This window comes from Pseudomonas sp. TH32 (assembly GCF_016650855.1).
Classification (GTDB): domain Bacteria; phylum Pseudomonadota; class Gammaproteobacteria; order Pseudomonadales; family Pseudomonadaceae; genus Aquipseudomonas.
The window spans coordinates 118,360-140,417 of record NZ_JAEKFA010000001.1 but is presented as its reverse complement, the minus strand read 5'-3'; the positions used below and the strand labels follow the sequence as shown (position 1 = coordinate 140,417).

18 protein-coding genes are annotated in these 22,058 nt (G+C 59.1%); 10 read left to right on the top strand and 8 right to left on the bottom strand.

Annotated features, from left to right (window positions below; genetic code table 11):
* Positions 1-150: 150 nt before the first annotated feature.
* The 5 genes from JFV30_RS00680 to emhA form a co-directional block, all read right to left on the bottom strand.
* Positions 151-1,770 carry a J domain-containing protein gene (locus JFV30_RS00680; protein WP_201121529.1) on the bottom strand — a complete coding sequence of 540 codons (1,620 nt, stop codon included), beginning with the start codon at positions 1,768-1,770 and terminating at the stop codon, positions 151-153.
* Positions 1,771-1,782: 12 nt separating this feature from the next.
* Positions 1,783-3,480, bottom strand: coding sequence for a molecular chaperone HscC (locus JFV30_RS00675; RefSeq protein ID WP_201121528.1), 1,698 nt, complete (start codon positions 3,478-3,480; stop codon positions 1,783-1,785).
* A gap of 284 nt (positions 3,481-3,764) precedes the next feature.
* Positions 3,765-5,222 carry an AdeC/AdeK/OprM family multidrug efflux complex outer membrane factor gene (gene adeC, locus JFV30_RS00670; RefSeq protein WP_201121527.1) on the bottom strand — a complete coding sequence of 486 codons (1,458 nt, stop codon included), beginning with the start codon at positions 5,220-5,222 and terminating at the stop codon, positions 3,765-3,767.
* Positions 5,219-8,386, bottom strand: a complete 3,168-nt coding sequence (locus JFV30_RS00665) for an efflux RND transporter permease subunit (RefSeq protein ID WP_201121526.1) — start codon at positions 8,384-8,386, stop codon at positions 5,219-5,221. The genes adeC and JFV30_RS00665 overlap by 4 nt, the downstream gene beginning before the upstream one ends.
* Positions 8,387-8,389: 3 nt before the next feature.
* Entirely contained in the window at positions 8,390-9,547 is a 1,158-nt protein-coding gene (emhA, locus tag JFV30_RS00660) for an efflux RND transporter periplasmic adaptor subunit EmhA (RefSeq protein ID WP_201121525.1), read from the bottom strand.
* A gap of 265 nt (positions 9,548-9,812) precedes the next feature.
* On the opposite strand from emhA, the gene JFV30_RS00655 reads away from it, so the two are divergent.
* The 10 genes from JFV30_RS00655 (at position 9,813) to JFV30_RS00610 (ending at position 19,350) form a co-directional block, all read left to right on the top strand.
* Positions 9,813-10,445: a TetR family transcriptional regulator gene (locus tag JFV30_RS00655; RefSeq protein WP_003219798.1), complete on the top strand. Its 633-nt coding sequence runs from the start codon at positions 9,813-9,815 to the stop codon at positions 10,443-10,445.
* Between the two features lie 430 nt (positions 10,446-10,875).
* On the top strand, positions 10,876-12,231 hold the full coding sequence (locus JFV30_RS00650) for an AMP-binding protein (protein WP_201121946.1): 1,356 nt from the start codon (positions 10,876-10,878) through the stop codon (positions 12,229-12,231).
* Positions 12,232-12,244: 13 nt separating this feature from the next.
* Positions 12,245-12,799, top strand: coding sequence for an acetyltransferase (locus JFV30_RS00645; protein ID WP_201121524.1), 555 nt, complete (start codon positions 12,245-12,247; stop codon positions 12,797-12,799).
* Entirely contained in the window at positions 12,792-13,478 is a 687-nt protein-coding gene (locus tag JFV30_RS00640) for an iron-containing redox enzyme family protein (protein ID WP_201121523.1), read from the top strand. Before JFV30_RS00645 ends, JFV30_RS00640 begins: the two co-directional genes overlap by 8 nt.
* Before the next feature lie 4 nt (positions 13,479-13,482).
* Positions 13,483-14,094 carry a flavodoxin family protein gene (locus tag JFV30_RS00635; protein ID WP_201121522.1) on the top strand — a complete coding sequence of 204 codons (612 nt, stop codon included), beginning with the start codon at positions 13,483-13,485 and terminating at the stop codon, positions 14,092-14,094.
* A complete protein-coding gene (locus tag JFV30_RS00630) occupies positions 14,027-14,986 on the top strand; it encodes a DMT family transporter (protein ID WP_242487002.1) in 960 nt (319 codons plus the stop codon). The genes JFV30_RS00635 and JFV30_RS00630 overlap by 68 nt, the downstream gene beginning before the upstream one ends.
* 29 nt (positions 14,987-15,015) lie before the next feature.
* Complete coding sequence (locus JFV30_RS00625; protein ID WP_242487001.1) at positions 15,016-15,924, top strand: alpha/beta fold hydrolase; 909 nt, start codon at positions 15,016-15,018, stop codon at positions 15,922-15,924.
* 503 nt (positions 15,925-16,427) lie between these two features.
* Positions 16,428-17,903, top strand: a complete 1,476-nt coding sequence (locus JFV30_RS00620; RefSeq protein WP_201121521.1) for an anthranilate synthase component I family protein — start codon at positions 16,428-16,430, stop codon at positions 17,901-17,903.
* Positions 17,900-18,481 (top strand): anthranilate synthase component II, encoded by a 582-nt coding sequence (locus tag JFV30_RS00615; RefSeq protein ID WP_201121520.1) that lies wholly within the window; start codon positions 17,900-17,902, stop codon positions 18,479-18,481. The genes JFV30_RS00620 and JFV30_RS00615 overlap by 4 nt, the downstream gene beginning before the upstream one ends.
* Before the next feature lie 101 nt (positions 18,482-18,582).
* The gene (locus JFV30_RS00610; RefSeq protein ID WP_201121519.1) at positions 18,583-19,350 is read left to right on the top strand and encodes an autoinducer binding domain-containing protein; all 768 of its coding nucleotides are present in this window, start codon (positions 18,583-18,585) and stop codon (positions 19,348-19,350) included.
* A 106-nt stretch (positions 19,351-19,456) separates the two neighbouring features.
* On the opposite strand, the gene JFV30_RS00605 is transcribed toward JFV30_RS00610, so the two are convergent.
* The 3 genes from JFV30_RS00605 to JFV30_RS00595 are packed head-to-tail and all read right to left on the bottom strand — an operon-like array spanning position 19,457 to position 22,033.
* On the bottom strand, positions 19,457-20,512 hold the full coding sequence (locus JFV30_RS00605; protein WP_010176664.1) for an alkene reductase: 1,056 nt from the start codon (positions 20,510-20,512) through the stop codon (positions 19,457-19,459).
* A gap of 26 nt (positions 20,513-20,538) precedes the next feature.
* Entirely contained in the window at positions 20,539-21,705 is a 1,167-nt protein-coding gene (locus tag JFV30_RS00600) for an MFS transporter (RefSeq protein WP_010176663.1), read from the bottom strand.
* A gap of 13 nt (positions 21,706-21,718) precedes the next feature.
* Positions 21,719-22,033, bottom strand: coding sequence for an ArsR/SmtB family transcription factor (locus JFV30_RS00595; RefSeq protein WP_010176662.1), 315 nt, complete (start codon positions 22,031-22,033; stop codon positions 21,719-21,721).
* Positions 22,034-22,058 lie beyond the last annotated feature (25 nt).

Here is a 22,058-nt window from a genome sequence, read left to right as displayed (position 1 = left end):
TAGACCTGTTGTTATTGGGGTTATGCAGGTGCGGGCCATGGTGCGGGGCGGTGCGGGGGCGTTTCAATTGGGGGAAGCGGGTTCTGGGCGATGATCGAACGCAAGTTGCGGGGCCGGCCCCGGGGAAGGGCCGGCCGGCGTTTCGGGGGATTACAGGCGGGAAGCGGTGAGGCTGGTCCAGGGAAAGGCGGGCAGGTATTTCTGGCAGGCGAGGGTTGACGCCACCATCACGATCAGGAACCCCACTTGCAGCGGGCTCCAGTAGCCCCAGTGCAGGCCGCAGATCCACGGCCATTTCTCATTGAAGCTTTCGCTCACTTCGCCTATGCGCCGGCGGTGAAACAGGCTGATCAGAATCATGCCCAGGTAGCCCAGCATCCCCATCAGCCCCAGCACGAAGCCGAACATCAACAGCATGCCCACTTGCGGGATGCCGTGGCGCAGCACCAGCCAGTATTGGTGAGGGTTGAAGCGTTTGGGCAACAGGCGTTCGCTCAGCCACAGGTCCGGGACGATCAGCCGGGACGTGAAGGCGGCCCATAACTGGGTGCCACGAATGGCGATCATGGCCGGGATGAAAGTCAGCAACATGAACATGACCATTTCGGCGACCAGCGTGGTTTTTTTCTGCTGATAAAACGCCAGGCCACTGGCGATGGCCAAGCCGCCCCACACCCGGGCCCAGCTCTGATAAGAGACGGGACGCGGCAGGAACTTGCGCCAGAAAAACACCTCGGGCTGGGGCAGGCGCTCCAGCAATTGCGGGTAGCGCCAGGCCAGGGTTTCAGACAGATGCTGGCAGGCGTTCCATTCGTTGCCGCCAAACGGGTCCGTGAAGCGATGCTGCTGCGTGGCGGACATGGGCGTCAGCAGCAACCGCGCCGCCAGGACATCGGGTGAATTGCGCGGACCCTCCTTGGCTTTGGCCAGCAGGTTGTCGTAGAAGCTTTCCTGCTGGCAGCGCTCCAACAGGCCGGTCCACATCCATTCGGGCTCCGGGTGCACACCTTTCTGGTCGTCCCAGCCAAAGGCCTGGGACACCCGCTCGAACAGCGGCACGCTCCACTGGGTGTCGTGGAGCAATTGCAGGACGATGCGTTGCCACTGTTGCTGCAGGTCGAAAACCCGCAGCCAGGGTTGCTGGTTGTAGGCCTTGAGTAGGTTGACGAACTCGCGCTCGGCCTTTTGCTCCAGCCGTTCGTGGAGCGCCTGGCGGTATTCCTGGAGGAGCTCGTTGGTGAGTGCTTCGTGCTGCCAGGGCGTCATCACCACGCTCTGCCACGGCGTCAGCCACTCCAGATGGTGCACGGCCCAGGCGGCAATCGCACCGCGTTCGCCAGGGGTGTCGAAGCAGTGGCGCAACAGGGCCGCCTGGAAGGCATCCGCGCACAGTTGCTGCTGCGCCTGCTCCCAGCGTTCGTTGAGGTTGGCTGCGGTCAGCCCTTTGATCAGGGCGTGTGCGCGGCTCTGCTCGGGCGGTGGCTCGAACGGGGCAGGGCTGACGGGGCGTACGTCGATAAAATCCGAGTACTCATTCCGGTCGCCGTGGGCCAGTTCGGCCACCGGGGCTTCAATGACGTCGGCTTCGTCCTCTTCATGCTCGGCCCGCCAGCGTGCGATGTTCAGCGCCTGTTCGTAAGCCTCCCGCAGGCGCTGGAAGCCTTCGGCGTCGTCATCCGGGCGGCAGCTTTTGAGCAGGCGCGCATAGCTGCGCTTGATGCTGCGTTCGTCGGCGTCTTCCGGCAGTTGCAACACTGTCCAACATTCCATGTCGCAGGCTCCCTAGCGCCAGATGCCACTGTCCAGTTGTTCCAGTTGCCGGGTGAGTTCAGCGCGCGCTTCACGGATGCGGCGTTCGTCCTGGGTATTGAGCACTTGCTGGAACTGCGCGGCCCAATGCCCCAGTTGTTCACGCAACTCCCCGAGGTTTTCCTGGTACAGCCGCTCCAGGCGGGCGGTCAGCACGGTGTTGACCTGTTGGTCCCTGGGGTGAATCTTCAGCAGCGCCAGGGCTTGCAGGCGTTGCTGGATTTCGTGGGCGGTCAGTACGCCGGGGTTGTTCTCGATGACCAGCGAGTGTTGCTCGCCCGTCAGCGGAATACTCACCTGGGCTTCCAGCAGGCCGTTGTTGTCGTAGGTGAAGCGCACATCCAGCGAGACTTCGCCGGCCTTGCGCTTGGGCACATCAATCTCCAGTTCGCCGAGCTTGATGTTGTCTTTCACCAGGCGGCTTTCACCCTGGAAGATTTTCAGCAGTACCTGGGTCTGGTTGTCGTGCATCGTGTGCACGGTTTTGACGCGGCTCACCGGCACGCTGCTGTTGCGCTCGATCAGCGGCAGGTAATGGCCGCTTTCGATCTGGTTGCCATACTGGGTCGAGGTTTCGATGCCCAGGCTGTAGGGGCAGACGTCGGTCAGCACCACTTCCTCCAGCGCCGCCGAACGTGCCTTGAGTGCGGCCTGAATTGCAGCGCCGTGGGCGACGACCTGGTCAGGGTCGAGGCTGATGGACGGGAAGCGCCCGAACAGCCCGGCCGCCAGTTTGCGCACCAGCGGCATGCGCGTGGTGCCGCCCACCAGCAGGATTTCGTCCAGGTCGCCGACCCGGATGCGCGCGTCCCGCAGCGCCCGTTCGATCGGGGTGCGCAGGCGCTCCAGCAGCGGCGTGAAGAGCTTGGCCTGTTCCTGCTGGGTGATGGTGTGGGTCCATTGCTGGCCGTCCACCCGCAACGTGAATTCGGCGCTGTCGTCCTGGCCGAGGGCCTTGCGCACGCGTTCGGCTTCGCGCCGCAGGGGTTGCAGCACCGACGCACGTGGTGGGAAGCCCTGGACGTTGCGCTGGCTGTCGATGAAATGGTCGAGCAGCAGGGTGTCGAAGTCTTCGCCGCCGAGGAAGTTGTCACCGGCGCTGGCGCGCACTTCCATGACCCCGTCGAACAGCTCGATGATCGACACGTCAAAGGTGCCGCCGCCGAGGTCGAACACCAGGAACGAGGTTTCCTTGTCCCGCTGGTGCAGGCCATAGGCGAGGGCGGCCGCAGTGGGTTCGTTGATCAGTTTTTCGATGTTCAGCCCCGCCAGCTCACCGGCGATGCGGGTGGCCTTGCGTTGGCCGTCGCTGAAATAGGCGGGCACGCTGATCACGGCTTCCGTGACGGTGTGGCCGTACGTGCGCTCGATGTCTTCTTTCAGGCTTTTGAGCACCAGCGCCGAGAGTTCTTCCGGGCGGAACAGCCGGTCGCCCAGGCGCACTTCAGTGGCGCTGCCCATGTAGCGCTTGAACAACGAGGTGGTCAGCTGCGGGTGAGTGTGCAGCCGCTCGCGTGCGGCCTGGCCTACCAGGATGCGGCCCTGGTCATCCAGCCCGACCACGCTTGGGGTCAGGAACTGGCCAAGGGCGTTGGGCACCAACTCGGTGGTGTCGCCGCGCCAGACGGCGGCAAGGCTGTTGGTGGTCCCCAAGTCGATTCCTACGATCATTACGACAAGCTCCCTCTGTGGTCTGTAAGAATCTGTTACCAATTTTACCCTGATGTCCGGCGCGAAACGCAACCCGCATCAGAGCAGTGCCGCTTCCGGATCTGTAATGCACTCCCCTATGGGAGCCGGGCTTGCCCGCGATGCAGACGACGCGGTCTGCCAGAAACACCGCAGCGATCCCATCGCAGCCTCGCCAGGGCTCGCCAGCTCCCACAGTTAATCGGTGTTGCAGGCATAAAAAAACCGCTTCCCGAGGGAAGCGGTTTTTCTGAGTTACCGGGCTATCAGAACAACTTCAGCGCCGGTGCTTCTTCTTTCAACGGTTCATTCTTCGCGGTTTGCTCGTTCCAGCCACCACCGAGGGCCTTGTACAGGTTGACCTCGCTGTTGAGCTGCGCCAGGCGGTCGGTGATCAGCGATTGCTGGGCACTGAACAGTTGGCGCTGGGCGTCGAGGAACGTCAGGTTGCTGTCGACACCAATGCGGTAGCGACGCTCGGCCAGTCGGTAGTAATCCTGGTTGGCGGCGACGAAGCCACGTTGGGCGTCCAGTTGCTGCTTGTAGGTCTCGCGGGCGGCGAGGCCGTCAGAGACTTCCTGGAAGCCGGTCTGGATCGCTTTCTCGTAGTTGGCGACGTTGATCTCTTTCTGGATTTTCGAGTAATCCAGGCTGGCGCGCAGGCTGCCGGCGTTGAAGATCGGGATGTTGATCTGCGGTGCGAACGACCAGGTACCCGAACCGCCCTTGAACAGGCCGCCCAGCGACGGGCTTGCGGTACCGGCGCTGGCGGTCAGGCTGATGCTCGGGAAGAACGCCGCCCGTGCCGCGCCGATGTTGGCGTTGGCCGCCTTGAGGTTGTACTCGGCCTGCAGGATGTCGGGACGACGTTGCAGCAGGTCCGACGGCAGGCCGGCCGGTACTTCGCTCAAGAGGTCGTCAGCCAATGGCCGGCTGACGATATTCGCCGGCAGGCCGGTGCCCAGCAGCAGGGTCAGGCTGTTTTCGTCCTGGGCCACCTGGCGGGTGTAACGCGCCAGTGCAACCCGGGCGTTTTCCACCGAGGTACGGGCCTGGCTCAGGTCCAGGGCCGACGCCACGCCGACTTCGTTGCTGCGGGAGGTGAGCTTGAAGCTCTGCTCGTACGCGCCCAGGGTGTCCTGGGTGAGCTTGAGCAGTTCCTTGTCGGCCTGCCAGGTCAGGTAGGCATTGGCCACGCTGGCCACCAGGCTGATCTGGGTGGTGCGACGGGCTTCTTCGGTCGCGAAGTATTGTTGCAGCGCTTGCTCGCTCAGGCTGCGCACGCGGCCGAACAGGTCCAGCTCATAAGAGCTGATCCCCAGGCCCGCCGAATATTGGCTGGTGATGCCTGCTTCGCCGGTCTGCGACAGTTTGGCCGGGGTACGCGAACGGCTGCCGCTGCCGGTGGCCGAAACCGCCGGGAACAGGTCGGCACGCTGGATCTGGTACTGCGCGGCATACGCGTCGATGTTCAGGGCCGCGACACGCAGGTCGCGGTTGTTCACCAGCGCGGTCTGGATCAGCTGTTGCAGGGCAGGGTCATGGAAAAACTGCTTCCAGCCTTGCTCGGCAGCGGCCTGGCTCGGCGCCTGGGCCGACGAATACGCCGGCCCCTGCGGGAACTGCGCGGCTACCGGCGCTTCAGGGCGCTGGTAGTCCGGGATCAGCGAGCAGCCACTGAGCACGAATGCCGTAACTGCCAGGGAAAGTAGCGACTTGCTCATCGGCCAGCCTCGTTGTGTGGAGTTTCAGTGTCGTCCGGTTTGTCCGCATCTTTCCTGCGGCCGATGGACGATACCGTGACAAAGAACAGCGGTACCCAGAAGATTGCCAATACGGTGGCGGTGATCATACCCCCGATCACTACGGTACCGATGGCGTGCTGGCTGCCCGAACCTGCGCCGGTGGAGATTGCCAGTGGCAATACACCCAAGACGAAGGCCAGGGAGGTCATGATGATCGGACGCAAACGCATGCGGCACGCCTCGATGGCTGCCTCCTGCAAGCTCTTGCCCTGTTCATGCAGGTCTTTGGCGAACTCTACGATCAGGATGGCGTTTTTCGCCGCCAGACCGATTGTCGTCAACAGGCCTACCAGGAAGTACACGTCATTGGACAGACCCCGCAGGCTGGTCGCCAACAGCGCACCGATAATCCCCAATGGCACCACCAATACGACGGCGATCGGAATCGACCAGCTTTCGTACAGTGCCGCCAGGCACAGGAACACCATCAGCAGCGACAGGGCGAACAATGCGGGTGCCTGGGAACCAGCAAGACGTTCCTCATAAGACAAGCCTGTCCAGGAGATACCCACACCTTTTGGCAGTTTCGCCGCGATGCGCTCGACTTCCGCCATGGCCTCGCCGGTGCTGTAGCCCGGTGCCGGAGCACCCAGGATTTCCATCGCTTCTACGCCGTTGTAACGCGCCAGCTTCGGCGAACCGTAGCCCCACTCGCCCTTGGCGAAGGCGGTGAACGGCACCATGGTCCCGCTGCTGTTGCGCACGTACCACTTCTTCAGGTCTTCCGGGCTCATCCGCGAACCGGCGATACCCTGGATGAAGACTTTCTTCACACGACCGCGGTCGATGAAGTCGTTGACGTAAGCACTGCCCAGGGCAATCGACAAGGTGCTGTTGATGTCGCTCAAGCTGACGCCCAGGGCGCTGGCTTTCTCGTCATCGATTTCCAGCAGGTACTGCGGTTCGTCGTTCAGGCCGTTTGGACGTACCTGCGTCAGGATCTTGCTTTGTGCGGCCATGCCGAGGAACTGGTTGCGAGCTTCCATCAGTTTGTCGTGGCCGATACCGGCGCGGTCCTGCAGGAAGACGTCGAAACCGGTCGCGTTACCCAACTCCAGTACGGCGGGCGGGGCGAAAGCAAACACCATCGCATCGCGGAAGCTGAAGAAGTGCATCTGTGCGCGCTGAGCCAGTTTGAACACGCTGTTGTCAGCGTTACGTTCGTCCCATGGCTTGAGCATGATGAACGCCATGCCCGAGCTCTGGCCACGGCCGGCGAAGTTGAAGCCGGTCACAGTAAACACCGAGTTCACTGCGTCTGCCTCACCGCCATCTTTGTTCGGACGCAGCAGGTATTCGCGCATTTCGTCGACGACAACCTGAGTACGTTCGGCACTCGAGCCGGCAGGCGTCTGGACTTGGGCAAAAAGAACGCCCTGGTCTTCTTCCGGGAGAAAGGAGGACGGGATGCGCAGGAACATCCAGATCATGCCCGCGACAATCACCACATAGATCAGCAGGTACGGTGCCTTGCGCCGCAGGATATTGCCCACGCCGCGCTCGTAGCTCTTCACGCTGCGGTCAAAGGTGCGGTTGAACCAGCCGAAGAAGCCTTTTTTCGGAACGCCGTGTTCACCCTTTGGAATCGCCTTGAGCATGGTTGCGCACAGGGCAGGGGTGAAGATCAGGGCAACCAGTACCGAAAGGCCCATGGCCGATACGATGGTGATCGAGAACTGCTTGTAGATAACCCCGGTGGAGCCGCCGAAGAATGCCATCGGCAACAGTACCGCCGAGAGCACCATGGCAATACCGACCAATGCACCCTGAATTTGCCCCATCGACTTGATGGTCGCATCCTTGGGCGACAGTCCCTCTTCACTCATGACCCGTTCGACGTTCTCCACCACGACGATGGCGTCATCCACCAGCAATCCGATGGCCAGTACCATGGCGAACATGGTCAGGGTGTTGATGCTGAAACCGAAGGCGGCCAGGATCCCGAAGGTACCCAGCAGTACCACCGGTACCGTCATGGTGGTGATCACCGTGGCGCGGAAGTTCTGCAGGAACAGGAACATCACCAGGAACACCAGCACGATTGCTTCGACCAGGGTTTCAACTACGCCCTTGATCGACTCGGTTACCACAGGGGTGGTGTCGTACGGGAATACCACTTTCATCCCGGCAGGGAAGAAGGGTTCAAGGTCCTTGATGGTCTGGCGCAGTGCCTTGGCGGTGTCCAGGGCGTTGGCGCCGTTGGCCAGTTTGACCGCCAGGCCGGAAGCCGGGCTACCGTTGAACTGGGCACTGATCGCGTAGTTTTCACCCCCCAGGGCCACATCGGCAACGTCGCCGACGCGCACTTGCGAACCATCCGGGTTGACCTTCAGCAGGATCGCCTTGAATTGCTCGGCGGTCTGCAAGCGGGTCTTGCCGATGATCGTGGCGTTCAGCTGCGTACCTGGTTTTGCTGGCAAACCGCCCAACTGCCCTGAGGACACCTGCACGTTCTGCGCGGCAATCGCGTTCTGCACGTCGACCGGGGTCAGGCTGAAGTTGTTCAGCTTGGCCGGGTCAACCCAGATACGCATGGCGTACTGTGCACCGAACACCTGGAAGTCACCGACGCCGGCGGTCCGCGAGATCGGGTCCTGCATGTTGGACACGATGTAGTTGGACAGGTCGTCCTTGCTCATGCTGCCGTCGGTGGAAACCACACCGATCACCAGCAGGAAGTTCTTCACGGCCTTGGTAACGCGGATACCCTGTTGCTGCACTTCTTGAGGCAGCAGCGGGGTAGCCAGGTTCAGCTTGTTCTGCACCTGAACCTGGGCGGTGTCCGAGTTGGTGCCTTGTTCGAACGTCGCGGTGATGGTCATGCTGCCGTCGGAGTTACTTTCCGAGGATACATAACGCAGGTTATCGATACCGTTGAGCTGCTGCTCGATGACCTGTACCACGGTGTCCTGCACGGTTTGTGCAGAGGCGCCCGGGTAGGTCACGGAGATCGCGATCGACGGTGGGGCGATGCTCGGGTACTGGTTGATCGGTAGCTTGAGAATCGAGATTGCACCGACCAGCATGATCACCAGGGCAATTACCCAGGCGAAAATCGGACGGTTGATGAAAAAGTTCGACATGGTTTACTCCCCTTTGCCGCCTGCAGCTTTATCAGTTGCCGGGGCAGGGGCCGGGTTTGCTGCCTTCACGTTAGTCGCTTCGGTTGCCTTGACTTCAATGCCAGGGCGCACGAATTGCAGGCCTTCAGTGATCACACGATCACCGGCTTTCAAGCCGTCTTCGATCAGCCACTGGCTGCCAACGGTACGGCTGGCCTTGAGCTGACGCAGTTCAACCTTGTTGTCCGGGCCGACTACCAGCGCGGTCGGGGTGCCTTTCAGGTCACGGGTCACGCCTTGTTGCGGGGCGAGGATCGCGGCGCTGTTCACACCGGCTTGCAATTGCGCGTGCACAAACATGCCCGGCAGCAGGGTGTGGTCAGGGTTGGGGAACACGGCACGAATGGTTACGGATCCGGTGGTTTCGTCCACCGAGACTTCCGAGAATTCCAGCTTGCCGTCCAGCTTGTACTGGCTGCCGTCTTCCAGGGTGAGCTTGACCTTGGCCGAGTTGTCGCCGGCTTTTTGCAGGCGACCGCTTTCCAGTTCGCGGCGCAGTTCCAGCAGCTCAACCGACGACTGGGTCACGTCGACGTAGATCGGGTCCAGTTGCTGGATGGTGGCCATGGCGTTGGTCTGGCCATTGCTGACCAGGGCGCCTTCGGTGACCGAGGAGCGACCGATACGGCCGGTCAGAGGTGCGTAGACCTTGGTGTAGCGCACGTTGATCTGGGCGCTTTGCAGGTTGGCTTCCGACGTCAGGCGGTTGGCCACGGCCGTGTCGTATTCCTGGCGGCTGACAGCCTGCTCGTTAACCAATTGCTTGTAACGATCGGAAATCGACTTGGTCTGTTGCAGGTTGGCTTCGGCGCTTTTCAGGGTGGCCTCATACACCGACGGATCGATCTGATAGAGCTGCTGGCCTTCTTTAACGTCGCCGCCTTCCTTGAACAGGCGCTTGAGAATGATGCCATTGACCTGAGGGCGAACCTCGGCAATGCGGTAGGCCGTGGTGCGGCCTGGCAGCTCGGATGTCAGGGTGAAGGCTTGAGGTTGAATAGTGACCACGCCGACCTGAGGGGTTTGAGCGGGCGGAGCCGCTTCTTCCTTTTTACATCCGCTGAGCAGCGATGCCAGGGCGACGGCAGTAACCAGGGCGGTAACAGCTGGCTTAAGTTGCATGAAGATCCTCGGGTCAGGCGCGCAGAGTGCGCACAAGAAGTGTGGAAGGGTAAAAAACAGGCACTGAGTGGATAAGTAGCTTGCTACGCAATATACTTACGTTCATGGTTGTTTGTAAACTCTTGACAGGCTTCGCGGAATGTTGACAAAGCACCGTCCAAAGCCTCGATTCTAGTACGTTCGGCGCCCATGAAGGCGTCGTCCCACAATTATTCAGATGGTCGTTTCCGGCCACCCCAAGTGTCCTGATTGAGGTTTTACTGCCATGGTTCGTCGTACCAAAGAGGAAGCTCAGGAAACGCGCAGCCAGATTCTTGAAGCGGCCGAGCAAGCCTTTTACGAGCGCGGGGTTGCGCGTACCACGCTGGCGGATATCGCCGCGCTGGCCGGCGTGACGCGCGGTGCCATCTACTGGCATTTCAGCAACAAGGCCGACCTGGTGCAGGCGATGCTCGATACGCTGCACGAGCCGCTGGATGAGTTGGCCAGGGCCAGTGAGAGCGAGGACGAGGTCGATCCGCTGGGTTGCATGCGCAAGCTGCTGATTCATCTGTTCCATCAAGTGGCCCTGGACCCGAAGACCCGGCGCATCAATGAGATTTTGTTTCATAAGTGCGAATTCACCGATGAAATGTGTGACCTGCGCCGTCAGCGCCAGACCGCCAGCCTTGAATGCAACCTGCGCATCGGGCTGACCCTGCGTAACGCGGTCCATCGCGGGCAGCTTCCAGAGAACCTCGACACAGTGCGTGCCGCTGTGTGCATGCACGCCTATATCGACGGAATTCTCGGCCAATGGCTGCTGGTGCCCGACAGTTTTCAGTTGGCCCAGGACGCAGAGCGATGGGTCGATATCGCGTTGGACATGCTGCGCTTGAGCCCTGGCCTGCGCAATTAAGACAAAATGCGTAATTGCGACCAGTTGTGTCAACAATAAAGGCCAGGGCAGGTCAATCAGCCTTTTCCCTGAATTTATGGGGTGACGTTATATACGGGCTGGCGGGTGGTTGATAGGTAGTTGGCTAAGTATTTTGTAGCAATATTGTTGCAAGGCTGTGAAGGAATATTTCCTGCGGCCTATAAAAAGCCCTGGCGCGTGCGCCGGGGCTTTTTTTTTAATCAATTGGGTGCCATGGCCTCGTGGTCACGTCGAGATGGCGCTTGGCGAGTGATTTCCAGGTGAGTAGTGCCTGCCGCCTACCATATGGTTTTTCCGATAACAACTGCTTGAGTAGACAGGTGTGTGGTTTTTCGTGGCTGGTTAGTGTCTGCATCCAGAGCGGGCAGCCGCGGTGGCGAAAAAATCTATGTCGATGAGGGAGCAGGTTATGGGTGCGGTAAAGGTGTTTGATGAGTTCACCGTAAAGTATGACGAAGTTCACCGGGCGTACTGGACCAATACGTTAAGTGAAGGCGATCTGAAGCAATGGCATGAAGCACAGCTCAGAACAGTCTTGCGCCACGTCAAAAACAAGTCCGCTTTCTATGCGGGGCACTTGAAGGACATCGATGTTGACGGTGTCACGCTGGCGAATTTTTCCTCACTGCCGTTTACCACCAAGGATGATTTGCGAGAGTCCATGCTGGATATCCTCTCCGGCTCGCTGGAAGACAGTATTTACTATTACGAAACCACCGGTACCACCGGCCCGGCGACGCCGTGCCCGAGGGATAAAAAGGAAAGTTATGCCAGCAACAAGCAACTGGCCATGTCTTATCAAGCGGTCTTGGAGAAGCACTTCCCCACCGAGAAAACCGTTGTAGGCGTCATGGGGCCAACCGAGGTGCACTCCTTCGGCGATACTTTGGGTGATGTCTGTCACCAACTGGGAGTCTGTAACGCCAAGATCTGGCCACACTCCCCGGTCATCGGGTATCCCAAGACGCTCCAGTTGATGAAGGATTTGCGTATCGGGGTCGTTGCGTCGGCACCGGGGCTGTTGCTGGCGCTGGCCAAGGAAGCCGAGCGGCTTGGCTTCAACCCGCGTGAGGACTTTCATCTGCGTGCGTTCATGATGAGCGGTGAATTGTGCACGCCGGCGCTGAAGAACAACTTGTACAGCCTCTGGGGCTGCGAAGCCTACAACAGCCTGTATGGCTCCCAGGAAGCCATGATCATTGCCGCGGCCAATGCCAGCGATCAACTGATGCCTCACCGACTCAACTACATCATTGAGGTGCTGAATCCGCAAACGGGTGAAAGCCTGGGTGACAGTGGCGAGGGGGAGTTGTGCGTCACCATGCTGATCGATGGCGTGAAGCCGCTGATTCGCTACCGTACGGGCGACCTGGTCAGCATTCAAAAAAACCCGAAGAACCCGATCGCTCACGCACAGGTCATGAAAGTGGTCGGGCGCGTCAAGGATGCGATGACGCTCAACGGCAAGGCCTTTACCGCCGGCCATATCGAGCAGGCGCTGCTTGAGGGCGTGGAACAATGCCTGGGTTACCAGATCGTCATCAACTGCGTGAACGGCAGGGATACGGTGATCGCCAAGATGGAGATGTCCAGATTCTACGAAGGCGATCGCAGCCAATTGACGCTGCTGATTCGTGAGCGTGTGCGCGAACGCCTGGGGGTCGAGGCCACGATCATGATCGTTGAAGACCTCGATGACCACGTGAACCTGGGCAGTTGGTTCAGCTGGAAAGAAGCGCGAATTGTCGATCAGCGCAATCGATAGTCGGGGGCTGCGTATGAGCATGTCCGTGCAAATCGTTTCGGCGAAAAGTGAACTGTTCCAGAAAGTCTGCGCATTAAGGTCCCGCTATATCGGTGATAACCCGGCCAATGAAGAAAGCTTCTCCGATACCGAAGCGCTACGGGATACCTGTTCGTACCACATGGCTTATTTCGATGGCGACGAAGTAGTCGGGGCTATTCGGATAACGCCATTGGGGCATGGCATGAGCTTTGTCGAACGAGTGGTTGAAGTGGGGAGTTACTTTGCTCATCCCATGGATTCATTTGATGCCAATCGGTTGGTATTGGATGAGAAGTACAGAGGGGGTTTGCACTTGAGGTCGTTTCTTCTGCAAACCGCCATCTGGTTGAGGGCCAATACGCAGTTTCGATACATCTCGGCTTTATGCCGGGGGCGCCTGGCTGCCCTGTATGTCGATATCGGCGGCCATGTCCTGGTTGACGATATTACCTGGACGAACCGCCAGTCATCACGGAATTACAGTTTGGTTTACCTGGAACTGGAAACCGTCTTTAACACCATCAAAGGAAAAGTAGCTCATGGATAATTTTTTCAAGGAACTGGATGCGATTGTTGACAGTGGCTGGGCCAAAATCAAGAAAGGTCGTTATTGGAATCACAGCCTTGAGCAGACGATTACGGTCGAGCTCTATCAGCAGGTGATGCTCCAGGTTTATCACTACACCCGGTTCAACTCGATTAATCAGGCAGCCTGTGCATTCAGTGCGGACCCGAGCCAGACCACACTGCTGCGCTTTGTCTACAAGCATGCGCTTGAAGAGTTGGGGCACGAAAAGATGGTGATTCGCGACCTGGAATCCATCAGTGCCTTGCCTGCGTCACTGCCGGCGCCGCTACCGCCTACTCAAGCGTTGATCGCTTATCTGAATGACGTCGCCATTCGCCTCGGGCCGGTCGCTCGCCTGGGTTACAGCTACTGGGCCGAAGAGGTGTATGAGCATATCCAGCCGATCCTGGACAAGTTTCGCACAGACCTGGGGCTCAAGGACGAGCAGATGACATTCTTCGTCGCTCATTCGACGATCGACGAAAAGCACTCCGAAGAAGTTCGCCTGGCGATGCAACGCTCGGTGAAGACGGATGAAGAACGGGCGCTGATCAAGGAAGTGGCCCGGGTGACCCTGTACCTCACCGGTCAGTTGCTGGAGGAGTCGTTGCTCGAGTACGAGCGTATCGCCGATGCGCCGCTGGCCAAGGCGTCCTGAACCGATGAAGCTGATCGTCATCGTCGGGTCAAGCCGCTCGCACGGGGTCAGCAGCCAGGTGGTGTCGTTGATTCGACGCCACCTGGAAGGGCGTGCCTCGGTCCAGGACCTCTGGTTGCGCGATTATCGGATCGACTACTGTGACGCCGATAACGCCTGCTCACACACCGATTGTCTACTGCAGGACGATGTCGCGGCGATTGTCGATGAAATGGCCAAGGCCGACGCCATCCTGTACCTGCCAGTGATGCATGCTTATGGCACCAACAGCCGGTTCCAGGCGTTTCTGGAGCGGGTGGGGTACGGCTTTTTGCGGCCCAGGGAACGCCCGTTGCGGGACAAGCTGGCCGCGGTGGCAGTGGTGGGGCGCCGCTATGGGCATACGGCGGTCTTCAGCCAGGTGGTGCTGAACGTTCTGTTGAACAAGATGGTACTCGTTGGCTCCGGTTTTCCAGCCACGTTCAACACGCAGTTGGTTCAGGACACTGAGGCAGAACAAGCCCTGCGGGAAACCCTGGATCGCCTCCTTGAGCACTTTCACAAATTGAATGAACGCCCGCGCCAAGGCGTCGAGCGCCTGCGCTTGCTCAAGCAAGTCCAATTTCAAACGGGATGATCGATTAATGCCTATTCGCGATTCGTTGATAGCCGTGCTGGTAGCGTTTTTATGGGGCGCCCAGGTGACGGCAGTTAAAATTGGGGGGCAGGAATTCCCGCCAATTCTCATGGTTGCCATGCGCTTTGCCTTGATGGCGATTGTATTGGTGCCGTTTTGCGGGATCCCCAAACGCCGCGAACTACTCCCCGTATTCTGGATTGCCTCACTGGTGGGCGCTCTGCACTTTGGGCTGTTGTACTGCGGTATTTCGCGGGTGGATGCCTCCACCTCTGCTGTCGCGTACCAACTGGCAACCCCCTTCACGTTGTTGCTGGCTTTCGGCGTCTTGAAGGAGCGGATTGGCGTGCAGGTGGTGGCCGGGATTGTCATTGCGCTGATTGGGGTGCTGACGGTGTTGGGGGGCGTTGGCCGTGGCGGTGCGTTATCGGGCGTCTTGCTGGTTATTGCCGCGGCGTTTGTTTTCGCGGTGGGCACTGTCCTCACCAAGCGCTGGGGGCCATTCAATCCCGTGGCGATCAGCGCGTGGACAGCATTGATTGCTGCACCGGAGTTACTGATGGTTTCCGCCGCGGTGGAAGGGCATGCGTGGGGCTCGGTGCTGACTGCCAGCCCGAGAGCCTGGGCCGCCGTGTTGTATACCGCCGTCAGTGGCGGGCTGGTCGGGTTTGGCCTGTGGTACTGGCTTTTGGGGCGGCATCCGGTCCAGCGCCTGACGCCGTTCCTCTTATTGGTGCCGGTGTTTGCAGTGGCGGTCAGCCAAGTGCTTCTGCAGGAAGGTGTTTCGCTGAGCCTGGTCGTCGGCGGCGTGGCGGTTTTGGTGGGGGTTGCATTGTGTCAGGTACGGCTACCGCCACGGCAGGCCCCTGCCGAAAATACTCCGGCCGATTGATTGGCGAACCCGTTGGGAGGTGATGTTCGATGAATTGGCCAGGTCAGTGGGCATTGTTCGCCATGCGTGAGCAAAACCGGTTTCGCTACAGGCTTAAGGCCCGGCGCTGGAAGGGGCAAGGTTATGAGGTCGCCTACCTGCAATCGAGCGGCGTTAAAGCCGGACCTACCTTGGTGTTCCTTCATGGCTTGGGCGCCAGCAAGGATCAATGGGGCCCCAGGCTCTATTCGTTGGTTGAGACCTGCAACTGCGTTTTCCTGGACCTTCCCGGGGAAGGCGAGTCCTCGTTCGACGACTCGCAAAGCTACAGCCCCGTTGCTCAGGTGGCTCGATTGAAGGGTTTTTTCGAGGCGCACGCTTTCCGGGAGCTTGTCTTGATAGGCAGCTCCATTGGTGGCTGTATCGCCTGTCTCTATGCGGCCACTCATCCGGCAGACGTTTCTCACGTCATTGCAATGGCACCTGCGGGGTTACCGGCTGCACGGCTCAGCCCGGCGATGAGTCGGTTTCTGGAGTCTGGCAAACACCCGTTTGGCTACCGTTGCGTTGGTGAAATGCAGGCCCTGTGGGAGGTGGTGTTCACTCGGCCGCCCAAGGTTCCGGTGTTTCTGGCGAAGGCGCTGGCCCACAAGGGGGCACAGCGCTATGGCAAGGTCCGGAAAATACTCGATGACTTCAAGGGCGCCGGACTGTACCCGCTTCAACCTCGATTATCGGACGTTCAAGCCAGGACGTTGGTGGTGTGGGGGAGCAATGATCGGGTCTTTGATGTGTCGTGCCTGCACGAGGTCTACCGGCTTCTGCCGCAGGCGAGCACTTGCATTATCGAGGATGCGGGACATGTACCGTACCTGGAGTGTGCCGAGCAAACCCTGGAGGCTATCCAGCGGTTTCTTGCCGGGTCCCCGCACCTGGATGAGAGCACCAATAGAGCGTAGGCAATTGAGGTTGACCCTTATTGAACCTATGAGTAGTATCCAACGGGCATTCAGGAATTACTCCTGCAATGCCCTCAAGACACAGGAAGTCTTAAATGTACTACCGACTATCAGTGCTGAAGAACTCCCTCGGATCTTCCTCCGAGTCCAACACTGCCCATCTTTCGGTTTTCAAAAGCAATATCTGGCGTCGCTAATCCAGCAACCGCCGGTGTCTTGCTGCCTGTTTCAGTCAAACACCCCTAATTGGTAATTCATTAATAGCCGAGCGCTGTTATTCGATCTTTCGTGGCTGTTTCCATGAAAATCGTAATACGCGAATGGTACGCTGAAGTTCTGCCTGGTTTTTGAGCCAGTGCTTTTGCGGGCCCCGAGTGGGCGCATGGCTGATGAATCCTTCACATCAATAATTAGCTGGTTGAACTGCCAGACAGTTTGAGGCGTCGCCCTGTGCGCTCGATGCTCTGCTGTGTGCGCTGTTATTAATAAAGAGGAGTGATGTCATGCGTGGGATAACCACACCCGTGAGTGTTCAACTACATACCGAACGTTTGAAATGCGAGCCGCTTGTTGTCTATGAGGCGGCGACAAAAGTACTTGGCGCCGATAAAACGTTCATTCTCGAATCACTGTCCGGCCCCAGCCGGGATCGCAAGGCGACGATTATCGGAATAGACCCCCTGCTGGCGGTAAAGATTTATGAGGGGCATGCAACACTCGAGGCTAATGAGCAACTGCTCGGGTATCTAAGAAGTGCATTGTCGGCACAGGAAATAGTCCTGGACGACCATGGGCGTATCGGCATCAATTCGAACGACGCGGTATGGGATTTGCTGCGTGCGTTACAGGCGCCATTTGATGTTCCGCGCCAGACTAACCCCAGCCTCGCTTTTTTTGGCTACCTCTCTTATGACTGCGTTCGGTTCGTCGAGGATATTCCTGACCTGACCGAGCGAACCAATGATTATCCGATCATCGCCCTGACGGTGTTTCAGACGCTGGTGTATTTCCACGCCAATGGAACAGTAGACGTCATGGTCAATAACAGTGCCCTCTGGAAGTCCCGCAGTACCGATGATTACGTTGCGCTGTTGGCGGATGCCGCGGGCACCCCGGCGCAAGACTCGCCGATTCTTTACCCAGCGGTCACGGTTGTGCGCGATACGGTGCAAAAAGAGCAGTTCCTTGGCTGGGTCGACAAGGCGCTGGAGCACATTCGCCAAGGTGATATCTATCAAATCCAGTTGGGTCATGAAGTGCAGGTGGATACGCCGGTCAAACCCTTTGATGTGTATCGGGCGCTGCGCAAGAACAACCCGTCGCCTTACATGTATCTGGCTAACCTGGGGGGCGTTGACCTGATTGGTGCAAGCCCCGAGCTGTTTGTTCGCATCAAGGACGACCTGATCGAGATGAGGCCTATCGCCGGGACGGTGGGCAAAACCCCGGGGATACCTTCCAGCGAGCTGATCCTGAGCATGACGCGCTCTGAAAAAGAGCGGGCTGAACATTTGATGTTGGTGGATCTGTGCAGGAACGACATCGGTCGCGTCTGCCAGCCAGGTTCGCTTGAGGTCGATGAATTGATGTTGGTCGAGGAGTACTCCCACCTCTATCACATGGTGTCCAACGTCCGTGGTTTATTGCGAAAAGGCTTCGATGCCTTTGATGTGATCAAGGCGTCTTTTCCTGCGGGAACCATGACCGGTGCGCCGAAAATCCGCGCGATGCAGATTATCGAAAGCATGGAAAACAATCGCCGCGGGATATATGCCGGTGCAGTCGGTTTGATTGGATTCGACGGCAGCATCAATACAGCGTTATGCATTCGCTCCGCCGTTCATAAAGACGGTACTTATTACCTGCGCGCTTCGGCAGGCGTGGTTGCCGATTCGGTCCCGGAGAAAGAGTGGACTGAAACCTTCTACAAAATGGGCTCTGTCTATCGTGCGGTGACCGGAAAGGAGATGTTGCAATGAAAGTTTTCCTGATTGATGCCTACGACAGTTTTGTATTCATTATCAGCCAGTACCTTGAACAGTTAGGACTGGAAACCCACGTGGAGCGCAATGATGTTCCGGACTTGATCGAACGTATCGAAGCGTATGCGCCAGACTTTTGCGTCCTGGGCCCGGGGCCTGGGCATCCCCGAGATGCTGGCTACATCGAGGTTATCCAGCATTTTAAAGGACGCTTGCCGATACTGGGTGTATGCCTGGGGCATCAAGCCATTGGCCTGGCGTTTGGCGGTTCGGTGATCCGGGCTTCCCATGTCATGCACGGCAAGATCAGCACCATCAATAACGATGGGCGAGGCGTTTATACCCATACCGGGGGCCGCTCGATCCAGGCGACCCGCTACCATTCGTTGATTGTTGACCACCAGGGCCTGCCCGGGGAACTGGCCGTGACATCCACTTCGACGGACGATGGATACATCATGGGCGTGCGACACGCGGGCTACCCCATCGAGGGAGTCCAGTTCCATCCCGAGAGTATTTTGACGGAGGATGGTCTCGGAATATTCAAAAGCTTTATAGAACAACACTGTCGCTAATCAGAATTGTCGGTGACGGCCAGCGGGCCGCGTGTTCAGCGGCCCGTTTTTAAATATTGAGTTGTATCAAAAAAAGCTTCTATGAGTAGCAGGGATTTATCGTGGATGACTTATTCAGGGATAAGAAAGAAGACGTAATCCTGAGGATTAATTTCAAAGAGGTATTGGATGACTTCTCTGTACTGGCCACCGACTTGCACCGGCGTGACTGGGAAAGCCATCTACGCAAAGTGCTGCGTCGCATCGGCTATGAACGCTATTTGCTGAGCCTCGGCCCCTCCAGCACCAGTGACCCCTTTAACCGGATCATGACGACTTATCCTTCTGACTGGCTCAGGCGATACAAGGATGAGAACTTTATTCAGGTGGACCCGATCATCAGGCATTGCCGCCATCACTTCGCGCCCCTTTTCTGGGGCCTGGCGCGCAGACAGGCGCGAGGCCGATCCCATCAATTCTGGACGGAGCGTGAGGGGTATGGCCTGTTGCAAGGTGTCAGTATTCCCCTGCGCTTCAACGAAATGGCCGGCTCAATCAATGTCGCCCACTGCGTGAGTTCTACCAACGACCTCGGCGATGACCCGAATGGCCCCTTGGGTAAGTTATTCATGCTGATTCCCTTTCTTCTGGAAGGCTCACAAAGACACTTGAAAGCCGCCGGCGAACAACCTTGCAACCTGACGTTGAGAGAGTCTGAGGTGCTGAAATGGGCCGGGGTGGGTAAAACGACCTGGGAAATGAGCTGCATCTTGGGCTGTTCAGAGCGAACCATCAATTTCCACATTTCGAATGCGAGTCGAAAGCTGGGTTCTTTCAGCCGCCGGCAAGCCGTGGGCGTAGCGTTGGCGCAGGGATTGATCGCTCTGTAGGTCACGATTCCGGGGGACGCTGTTCATTTCAAATCGTGCCAGGTGTTTCATTTTTCCATAGAAAAGCCCCGGCTCTTGCGAGCCGGGGCTTGTTCATTTCAGCGGATCAGAGTGCCAGGGTCGGATAGTCGATGTAGCCGACCGGGCCTTTGCCGTAGAACGTCTCTGGATGAGCTTCGTTCAGCGGAGCATCGGCCTTCAGACGAGCCGGCAGGTCCGGGTTGGCGATGAACGGCACGCCGAACGCGACGGCGTCTGCCTTGCCCGAGGCCAGCCAGGCGTTGGCGCTGTCCTTGGTGAAGCGTTCGTTGGCGATGTAAGGACCGCCGAAGGCCGCTTTCAGTTGTGGGCCGAGGCTGTCGCCCGCTTCCTTTTCACGGGAGCAGATGAACGCGATGCCACGCTTGCCCAGTTCCTTGGCGATGTAGGTGAAGGTTTCCGACAGGTTGGCGTCGCCCATGTCGTGGGAGTCGGCGCGCGGTGCCAGGTGCACACCTACACGGCCGGCGCCCCACACTTCAATCACCGCGTCAGTCACCTCGAGCATCAGGCGTGCGCGGTTTTCCAGGGAACCACCGTAGTTGTCGGTGCGCTGGTTGGTGCTGCTTTGCAGGAACTGGTCGAGCAGGTAGCCGTTGGCGCCATGCACTTCCACGCCGTCAAAACCGGCAGCCTTGGCGTTCTCGGCGCCTACGCGGTAAGCGTCGACGATGTCGGCGATTTCAGCGATTTCCAGGGCGCGCGGGGTAGGGTAGTCGGCCAGTGGGCGCACCAGGCTGACGTGGCCTTTAGGCTGGATGGCACTTGGCGCGACCGGGGTTTCACCATCAAGGTAGGACTCATGGGAGATACGGCCCACGTGCCACAGTTGCAGGAAGATTTTGCCGCCCGCGCCGTGTACGGCCTTGGTCACGTTGGCCCAGCCGCGCACCTGGTCGTTGGACCAGATGCCCGGGGTATCCGGGTAACCCACGCCCATTGGCGTCACGGAGGTGGCTTCGCTGAGGATCAGCCCGGCGGAGGCACGTTGTACGTAGTACTCGGCCATCAGCGCATTCGGCACACGGCCGGCGTCGGCACGGCAGCGGGTCAGCGGCGCCATGATGATGCGGTTCGACAGTTCCAGGTCGCCCAGTTTGATGGGATCGAAAATAGTCGTCATGGGATAACACCCTTCTCTTTAGTTGATCAGTTGGTCGCGGGGGCCAGGTCGGCATCGCCGGTCTGACGGAAAGTAATCAGGGTCACCAGCAGGGCGAGCACCGCCAGTGCCGCAGCGGCCAGGGGCACGCTGGTCAGTCCGAAACCATGGGCAATCACGCTGCCGCCTACCCAGGCGCCGAGGGCGTTGCCGATGTTGAAGGCGCCGATGTTCAAGGTGGACACGAGGTTGGGCGCCGCCTTGCCGAAGGTCACCACGTTGATTTGCAGCGCCGGTACGGCGGCAAACGAGGCGGTGGCCCAGAGGAACAGGGTGATTTCAGTCGGGATCACGGCGACGCTGGTCCAGGTCAGTACCGTGGACACCACCGCCATGCTGATAAATACGCCGATCAGGGTGGCGGCCAGGCGTTTGTCGGCCAGCTTGCCGCCGATGATGTTGCCGACGGTCAGGCCCAGGCCGATCAGCAGCAGGGTCCAGGTCACGCCTTTGGGCGAAACACCGGTGACATCCCCCAGCAGCGGCGCGACGTAGGTAAAGAGGGTGAACATCGAGGCGGCGAACAGCGCGGTCATGCTCAGCGACAACCAGATCCCGGCACCCTTGAGGGCGGCCAGTTCGGCGCGCATGTCGAGTTTTTCCTCGTCACGCTTGGCCGGCAGGAAGCGGATCAGGCCGATCAATGCGATCACCCCAATCACCGTCACTGCCCAGAAGGTCGAGCGCCAGCCGGCTTCCTGGCCCAGCGCAGTGCCCAGCGGCACGCCCAGCACGTTGGCCAGGGTCAAGCCGGTGAACATCAATGCCACGGCTGAAGCACGCTTGTTGGCCGGTACCAGGTTGGCCGCAACCACCGAACCGATACCGAAGAAGGCACCGTGGCAGAGCGCCGTGACCACACGGGCAAACATCAGCACGTTGTAGTCACTGGCCAGTGCGCAGAGCAGGTTGCCGATGATGAAGATGCCCATCAACGCTACCAGGGCGGCCTTGCGTGGCAGCTTGGCGGTGGCCAGTGCCATGAACGGAGCACCGATGGCCACGCCCAGGGCGTAACCGGTCACCAGCCAGCCGGCGCCGGGAATCGATACACCGAGGTCGGTCGCCACATCGGGCAACAGCCCCATGATGACGAACTCGGTCGTACCGATGGCGAAGGCGCTTAAGGCCAGGATGAGTAGCGAGAGAGGCATTGTCGGGTCCTTGTTACAGCGGTGTGCTGAGTTCTTCGGTGAGCGCTTTGAGGAAGGCTTGGATCACCTCCTCATTGCGTTTGAAAAAGTGCCACTGGCCCGCCTTCTGGCTGCTGATCAGCCCCGCCCGTTGCAGGTTCGCCAGGTGCGCCGACACGGTGGACTGCGACAGGCCGCAGCGCTGGTCGATCTGCCCGGCGCAAATACCGTGCTCGTGGTTGTGGATCTGCTCGGGGAATTGCACTTTCGGGTCTTTCAGCCAGTTGAGGATGTCTCGCCGTACTGGGTGCGCCAGGGCTTTTATTATTTCGTCGAGGTCGATGGACATGGCAGTGATGCTCGGGTTTGTAAAA

Coding starts and splice junctions, on each gene's coding strand:
- JFV30_RS00680 (WP_201121529.1), bottom strand. CDS start 1,770: ATGGAATGTTGGACAGTGTTGCAACTGCCGGAAGACGCCGACGAACGC.
- JFV30_RS00675 (WP_201121528.1), bottom strand. CDS start 3,480: ATGATCGTAGGAATCGACTTGGGGACCACCAACAGCCTTGCCGCCGTC.
- adeC (WP_201121527.1), bottom strand. CDS start 5,222: ATGAGCAAGTCGCTACTTTCCCTGGCAGTTACGGCATTCGTGCTCAGT.
- JFV30_RS00665 (WP_201121526.1), bottom strand. CDS start 8,386: ATGTCGAACTTTTTCATCAACCGTCCGATTTTCGCCTGGGTAATTGCC.
- emhA (WP_201121525.1), bottom strand. CDS start 9,547: ATGCAACTTAAGCCAGCTGTTACCGCCCTGGTTACTGCCGTCGCCCTG.
- JFV30_RS00655 (WP_003219798.1), top strand. CDS start 9,813: ATGGTTCGTCGTACCAAAGAGGAAGCTCAGGAAACGCGCAGCCAGATT.
- JFV30_RS00650 (WP_201121946.1), top strand. CDS start 10,876: ATGGGTGCGGTAAAGGTGTTTGATGAGTTCACCGTAAAGTATGACGAA.
- JFV30_RS00645 (WP_201121524.1), top strand. CDS start 12,245: ATGAGCATGTCCGTGCAAATCGTTTCGGCGAAAAGTGAACTGTTCCAG.
- JFV30_RS00640 (WP_201121523.1), top strand. CDS start 12,792: ATGGATAATTTTTTCAAGGAACTGGATGCGATTGTTGACAGTGGCTGG.
- JFV30_RS00635 (WP_201121522.1), top strand. CDS start 13,483: ATGAAGCTGATCGTCATCGTCGGGTCAAGCCGCTCGCACGGGGTCAGC.
- JFV30_RS00630 (WP_242487002.1), top strand. CDS start 14,027: ATGAACGCCCGCGCCAAGGCGTCGAGCGCCTGCGCTTGCTCAAGCAAG.
- JFV30_RS00625 (WP_242487001.1), top strand. CDS start 15,016: ATGAATTGGCCAGGTCAGTGGGCATTGTTCGCCATGCGTGAGCAAAAC.
- JFV30_RS00620 (WP_201121521.1), top strand. CDS start 16,428: ATGCGTGGGATAACCACACCCGTGAGTGTTCAACTACATACCGAACGT.
- JFV30_RS00615 (WP_201121520.1), top strand. CDS start 17,900: ATGAAAGTTTTCCTGATTGATGCCTACGACAGTTTTGTATTCATTATC.
- JFV30_RS00605 (WP_010176664.1), bottom strand. CDS start 20,512: ATGACGACTATTTTCGATCCCATCAAACTGGGCGACCTGGAACTGTCG.
- JFV30_RS00600 (WP_010176663.1), bottom strand. CDS start 21,705: ATGCCTCTCTCGCTACTCATCCTGGCCTTAAGCGCCTTCGCCATCGGT.
- JFV30_RS00595 (WP_010176662.1), bottom strand. CDS start 22,033: ATGTCCATCGACCTCGACGAAATAATAAAAGCCCTGGCGCACCCAGTA.